The 6,195-nt window shown below is 28.5% G+C and carries 7 protein-coding genes; 6 read left to right on the top strand and 1 reads right to left on the bottom strand.

The window, feature by feature from the left end:
* The first annotated feature begins 121 nt into the window (after nucleotides 1-121).
* Genes KJQ99_RS00855 through KJQ99_RS00830 form a run of 6 tightly spaced genes read left to right on the top strand, consistent with a single transcriptional unit; the run spans nucleotide 122 to nucleotide 4,966 of the window.
* The gene (locus tag KJQ99_RS00855; RefSeq protein WP_214115921.1) at nucleotides 122-697 is read left to right on the top strand and encodes a TlpA family protein disulfide reductase; all 576 of its coding nucleotides are present in this window, start codon (nucleotides 122-124) and stop codon (nucleotides 695-697) included.
* Nucleotides 697-1,572: a signal recognition particle-docking protein FtsY gene (gene ftsY / locus KJQ99_RS00850; protein WP_214119726.1), complete on the top strand. Its 876-nt coding sequence runs from the start codon at nucleotides 697-699 to the stop codon at nucleotides 1,570-1,572. The genes KJQ99_RS00855 and ftsY overlap by 1 nt, the downstream gene beginning before the upstream one ends.
* Complete coding sequence (gene radA, locus KJQ99_RS00845; protein WP_214115925.1) at nucleotides 1,565-2,893, top strand: DNA repair protein RadA; 1,329 nt, start codon at nucleotides 1,565-1,567, stop codon at nucleotides 2,891-2,893. Before ftsY ends, radA begins: the two co-directional genes overlap by 8 nt.
* Before the next feature lie 2 nt (nucleotides 2,894-2,895).
* Complete coding sequence (locus tag KJQ99_RS00840) at nucleotides 2,896-3,498, top strand: pilus assembly FimT family protein (protein WP_214149726.1); 603 nt, start codon at nucleotides 2,896-2,898, stop codon at nucleotides 3,496-3,498.
* On the top strand, nucleotides 3,476-4,234 hold the full coding sequence (locus KJQ99_RS00835) for a pilus assembly FimT family protein (RefSeq protein WP_214149725.1): 759 nt from the start codon (nucleotides 3,476-3,478) through the stop codon (nucleotides 4,232-4,234). Before KJQ99_RS00840 ends, KJQ99_RS00835 begins: the two co-directional genes overlap by 23 nt.
* A 57-nt stretch (nucleotides 4,235-4,291) precedes the next feature.
* Nucleotides 4,292-4,966, top strand: coding sequence for a hypothetical protein (locus KJQ99_RS00830; protein ID WP_214119723.1), 675 nt, complete (start codon nucleotides 4,292-4,294; stop codon nucleotides 4,964-4,966).
* Nucleotides 4,967-4,992: 26 nt separating this feature from the next.
* On the opposite strand, the gene pepT is transcribed toward KJQ99_RS00830, so the two are convergent.
* Entirely contained in the window at nucleotides 4,993-6,195 is a 1,203-nt protein-coding gene (gene pepT, locus KJQ99_RS00825) for a peptidase T (protein ID WP_214119722.1), read from the bottom strand.

The raw sequence follows: 6,195 nt of genomic DNA, 5'->3' as shown, positions 1-6,195 counted from the left end.
CTCTAAAACTTCCGTAATTTTTACAAAATTTATAATTTTCTTTATGAAATTTTTCTCTTATTAACTTTTTATCCATAATCTAACCTAAAAAATTTATAAGCATATTACATAAGGAATTAAAATGAAAGCTATATTGCTAAGCGTTGCTTTATTGTTTTTTACCGCTTGTTTTGATAAGAAAGAAGATAAAAAAGAAGAAGAAAGCGAACAAATTACTCAAGTTGAAGTTAAAAAAGAACCTGATTTTAATAGACTAATTAAATTCTCTTTAAAATTTTATAATAGCGATGAGATTTTTGAAATTAAAAGAATTAATAATGATAATAAAGACTTAGAATTTACTTCAAATGATAAAATTATATTATTTAATTTCTTTACTACTTGGTGCCCACCTTGCAAGGCTGAAATTCCACACTTAAATGATTTAGCATTAAAATATAAAGATAGATTAAGAGTTATTGGTGTTTTATTAGAAGATAAAAGTGATGAAGAAATAGCTAAATTTATTAAGGATAATGGTATTAGCTATGATATTGTTACAGGTGATAATAATTACACATTTTTAAAAGTTTTAGGAGAAATTAACGGCATTCCATATATTGCTTTATACGACCAAAATGGTAAAAACATAAACAACTATCTAGGTGCAGTTTATGAAGAAATGCTTGATATTGATATTCAAAAGGTTATGAAATAATGTTAGATTTTTTAAAAAAAGGCTTAGCAAAAACACTTGAAGCTATAAATCAAGTAAAACCAAAGAACGAAAAAATAAGTAAAGATTTATTAGAAGAAATGCTAGTAAATGCTGATATTACTTATGAAATAGTAGAAGAGATTTTATACTACTTACCGCCTAAAGATATAGTTGAAAGAGCGGATTTAGAAAGAGTAATGAGCTCATATTTTATGTATGAAAATCCTAATTCAAATTCTAATGATAAACCATTTGTAGAATTGATATTAGGTGTAAATGGAGTAGGAAAGACTACAACTATAGGAAAATTAAGTAATTTTTATAAAAATCAAGGCAAAAAAGTTTTACTAGGAGCGTGCGATACTTTTAGAGCAGGTGCAATTATGCAACTTGAACTTTGGGCTAGTAAAAATAATTGCGATATTGTAAGCACTAAGCAAGGGCATGACCCAAGTGCAGTTGCATTTGATACCATTACAAAAGCACTTAGCAAAGGTTATGATAATGTGATTATTGATACAGCAGGAAGATTAGAAAATAAAAAAAATCTAGCAAATGAACTAGAAAAAATAATAAGAATTTCATCTCGTGCTTATGAAAACGCTCCACATAGAAAAATTCTAGTCCTAGATGCAACTCAAGGAAATAGTGGTATTAATCAAGCAAAAGTTTTTAATGATTTAGTAAAGCTTGATGGAGTAATTATTACTAAACTTGATGGAACAAGTAAAGGTGGTTCATTATTTGCAATCGCAAGAGAATTAGAGCTACCAATTTTATATTTTGGATATGGAGAAGGTGCAAATGATATTGCTCCTTTTAAAGCAAATGAATATTTAAAGGTTCTTTTAGACGGAATTTTTAACAATGGCTAAGAAAAAATCAAGCCTTTATGAATGCCAAGCTTGTGGTAATCAGCAAATTAGATTTTTAGGCAAATGCCCTGAATGTGGGGCATTTAATTCATATTTAGAATTAAACCAAACTCAAATTGAAGTATTAAAAAACGAAATAAAACCAAATTCAAACAAAGCAGTTAGTATTAAAGAAGTTTTAATTGAGCAAGTTGATAGATTTTCAACTTATGATAAAGAGCTTGATTTGGTTTTAGGTGGTGGGCTTGTTGTAGGCTCATTAGTTTTACTAGGTGGCTCTCCTGGTGTTGGCAAATCAACTTTACTCTTAAAAACCGCTGCAAACTTAGCGAAAAATGGCAAAAAAGTCCTTTATGTTAGTGCTGAAGAGAGTAAAAGTCAAATAAAACTTCGTGCAAATAGACTAAATGCTAATGAAGATAATTTGTTTTTACTTACAGAACTTTGTTTTGAAAATATTAAAAATGAAGTTTTAAGCAATAATTATGAAGTCTTAATTATAGATAGTATTCAAACTATTTATTCAGAAAATATAAGTTCGTGTGCTGGTTCAATCACTCAAGTAAGAGAGCTTACATTTGAACTAATGAAACTAAGCAAAAGCAATAATATTAGCACATTTATAATAGGACATATCACTAAAGAAGGCTCAATTGCAGGACCTAGAGTGCTTGAACACATGGTTGATGTGGTGCTTTATTTTGAAGGTGATGCTAGTAAGGAATTAAGAATTTTAAGGGGCTTTAAAAATCGTTTCGGAAGCACTAGCGAAATAGGCATTTGGCAAATGAGCGAAAATGGACTTATAAGCGCAAACAATATTAAAACTAGATTTGTAGGTAAAAATCACGCAGGAAGTGCTCTAACTATTATTTTAGAAGGTAGCAGAGCAATTACTCTTGAAGTTCAAGCTTTAGTATGTGAAAGTGCTTATGCTAAAAGAAGTGCAACGGGATTTGATAGAAATAGACTTGATATGATTTTAGCCTTGCTTGAGAGAAAATTAGAAATTCCACTTGCAAGATATGATGTATTTATAAATATTAGTGGTGGGATAAAAGTTAGCGAAACTGCTGCTGATTTAGCAGTTGCGGCTGCTATAATATCTAGCTTTAAAAATAGAGTTTTAAGCAATGAGAGTGTATTTATTGGGGAGCTTAGTTTAAATGGTGGAATTTGCGAAGTTTTTAGCCTTGATATTAGACTTAATGAAGCAAAAAATCAAGGCTTTAAAAATGCTATAATTCCAAATAAAAGTAATTTTAAAGGTATTAAATGCTTTGTAGCTAATGAGTTAGCTCAAGTTTTAGAATGGATGTAAGTATGAAAAAAGCTTTTACTATGATTGAATTATTAGTTGTTATGGTTGTTGGTGCTATACTTAGTGCGGTTGCTGTTTCTAAAATACATACAAGTGAATTAATAGATGCTGCTAGAAGTATTGCAAACGATATTAGATATACAAAAATTCTAGCGTTAGGAGATGACGCTTATGATGGAACAAATAGTTATCATAATAAATATTATCGTTTTACAATAGCTTCTAATAAGATTTATAAAATTAGTAAAGTTGAATATAACTCAAAAGGAACAACACCAGTTTTAGCAGAATATGCTGAAGATTTTTTAAATCCTGATAAAAGAATATGTGATTTTGAAAAAGATGAAGCGTGTGCTACAAGAACAGCTATTCTTAAAATTAAAAAATATAATATAACATTTACCCCAACTACACCAACCACAACTCCTGCTAGTGGTCTAACGCCAACTGATACTATTATATTTAATGAATTAGGAGAGCCTTTAAACTTTAATCAAAATCCAAGTGGTTTTAAAATAGAAATTTCAAAAGGTAGTGATATAGCTTGTATTTATGTAGAACAATATTCTGGATTTGTACATATTGACAAAGCTGCGTGTAAGTAAAAAAGGTTTTACTTTAATTGAATTAGTTTTAGTTTTAGTTGTTGCTGGAATACTCTCAAGTATAGCAATATCAAAAATCAATTCAAATTCTTTAATCCTAGCAGCTAGGAGTTTATCTCAAGATATTTATATACTTCGTGATTTAGCACTAAATTACGATGTATATGATTATACGACAAATTACGATAAATCATATTGGCAAATATATTTTCATTGTGTAGCAAATACAAAAACTTCATATAACAAATATAAATGCAATCATCAAGAATTTGGATATAGTATTTTTAGCGATAGCATAGGTTCTAGCTCATCAAATCCAGATGCAAATGAATTAGCAAAAGATTTATTTGACAAAACAAAACTAATTGGAACTAGATATGCAGGAATAAGCGTAGATGATAATTTGCTTACAACAAGGACAAATCTTACAAAAAGCTTTGGTATAACTAAAATTGATGTATTTTATAATCTAAATAATAAATACAAAAAAACTCACAGAATAATGGTAAATGAATTAGGAGAATTATTTGCAAGTTCATATACTAATAAATCAAAAACTTATAATCTAATAAAAGCTAATTCATATATTATTAGACTAAGCAAATCAACTAATATAGACCAAAATAACTCAATATGTATTGTAATAAATAATGTAGGTTTTACAACAATTCCTAAAAATAATAACGGACAACTTATTTCTAATATCAAAAAGCCTATATATTGTCATAATTTATAAATTACTAAAATATAAAAATACAAATATAGAATTAACATTTTTTAAAAAGGAGATAATATGAAAAAAATTTTATCAACACTAATATGTGTAATCAGCCTAAACGCACAAAACTTCGTAGGTGCTGATTTTATGGTAGGAAAAGCTAAAGATTACGGGCTTAATTTAAGCGATAATGGTATTTATCAAGGAAGAATTTTTATAAATTCTTATAAACTTAGTAATTATGATAATGATTTTGTTTTTGGTGCAGACTTAAGCATTCACGACTTTGATTCAGAATATAAAAATAATATAGAAAGTGGCAAAATTTCAAGCACTTATACTGCTGTTAATGTATTGGGTGGTATTGGATTTTTTAATAATAATGTAGGAGTTAAATCAGGCTTTAATATCTTAGGTGGCTTAGGTCATGAAAAAATCAAAAGCAAAACTAATACTAAAGATTTAGTAGCTAATACTAATTTAATCAAATTAGGAGCTAGCACTATGAATATTTTTGATGAAGGATTAGTTATTGAAGCTAGTGCTTTTGCAAAATTTTATTTAGATAATAAAAGAGATAAATTATTTAACGAGCAACAAAAAAGACTAAATTATGAAGCAAATCTTATGCTAGGTTATAAATTCACTCGCAATTTAGACGGCTTTTATGCAGGAATTAAAGCAAGTTATACAAATGATGTAATAGCTAAAGGTATTAGATACGGAGTTAATTTAGGATATAGTTTTTAAGAATTTAAAACTAGGAATTAAAATTCCTAGTTTGAATATATTTTTACTAAATTAAGTGCTACTTCATAAGATTTTTCAAGTGATTTAACAGGTAAAAACTCAAATCTTGAATGAAAATTATGCGCTCCTGTAAAAAAATTCGGGGTAAAAAGACCCTTTACACTCAACGCGCTTCCATCAGTCCCGCCACGCATAGCAATTGTATTTGCTTTAATATTTGATAATTCAAAAGCTTTATATAATTTATCTAAACTATCTTTATTATCATCGTTTAGAGCATCTTTTAGATTGTAATAAGTATCACTCATTTCTAGTTTAAAACTAGCTTTTTTATATTTATTTTGCATAAAATCAACGCAAGTTTTAATGTATTCTTTTTTCTCTTCAAATTTAGTTTTATCGTGGTCTCTTATATTTAAACACACACTAGCTTCGTTTTGATTTGAGTGCATTTCATTTATCCAAATATATCCATCTTTATCTTTTGTATTTTCAGGAGTTTGCAATCTATCAAAAAGATTTATAAACTCATTTGCTAATAAAGTAGGATTTAGCATTATTTTATAAGCATTCATTGGGTGTGCTGAAACACCTATTATATTAAGCTTTGCACTTGCTGCATTAAATGTCTCATACATTAATTCCCCAACCTCACAACAATCAATAGTATAAGGATGAGTTGTCCTAAAATCATCTAAATTAAGCTGCTTTGAGCCTAAAAGCCCTATTTCTTCATCAGGCACAAAAGCTAAAAATATATCAGGATGATTAATATCACTATTTTTAAGAGTTTTAATTAAGTTCATAATAACAGCAATTGCAGCCTTATTATCAGCCCCTAAAACAGACGAGCCATCGCTAAAAATAATGTCTTCATTTAAATACTTCATAATTTCAGGGTGTTTAGAAATCTCTAAAACCGCCTTACCTAAATCTAAATCCTTGCCTTCAAATCTTAAAATCTTAGGATTTACACAAGGACTAAGCCCAACATCAATAGTGTCAAGATGAGCTACAAAACCTAAGCTAGTCTTAGTTTTATCACCAGCTAAAAGTGCGGTTAAAATGCCATTATCATTTAGCTTAATTTCGCTAAGTCCTAAATTCTCTAGCTCACTTTTTAATAATTTCGCTAATTGCAACTGCCCTTCGCTAGTAGGAGTATTACTCTTACTAGCGTCGCTTTGAGATGAGATTTTTACATATTTTATAAAGTCTTCTACCAACAT

This window comes from Campylobacter sp. 2018MI13 (genome assembly GCF_018501135.1).
Taxonomy (GTDB): domain Bacteria; phylum Campylobacterota; class Campylobacteria; order Campylobacterales; family Campylobacteraceae; genus Campylobacter_E.
The sequence above is the reverse complement of the archived record's forward strand: the minus strand, read 5'-3'. Positions and strand labels throughout refer to the sequence as shown.

Coding starts and splice junctions, on each gene's coding strand:
- KJQ99_RS00855 (WP_214115921.1), top strand. CDS start 122: ATGAAAGCTATATTGCTAAGCGTTGCTTTATTGTTTTTTACCGCTTGT.
- ftsY (WP_214119726.1), top strand. CDS start 697: ATGTTAGATTTTTTAAAAAAAGGCTTAGCAAAAACACTTGAAGCTATA.
- radA (WP_214115925.1), top strand. CDS start 1,565: ATGGCTAAGAAAAAATCAAGCCTTTATGAATGCCAAGCTTGTGGTAAT.
- KJQ99_RS00840 (WP_214149726.1), top strand. CDS start 2,896: ATGAAAAAAGCTTTTACTATGATTGAATTATTAGTTGTTATGGTTGTT.
- KJQ99_RS00830 (WP_214119723.1), top strand. CDS start 4,292: ATGAAAAAAATTTTATCAACACTAATATGTGTAATCAGCCTAAACGCA.
- pepT (WP_214119722.1), bottom strand. CDS start 6,195: ATGTTGGTAGAAGACTTTATAAAATATGTAAAAATCTCATCTCAAAGC.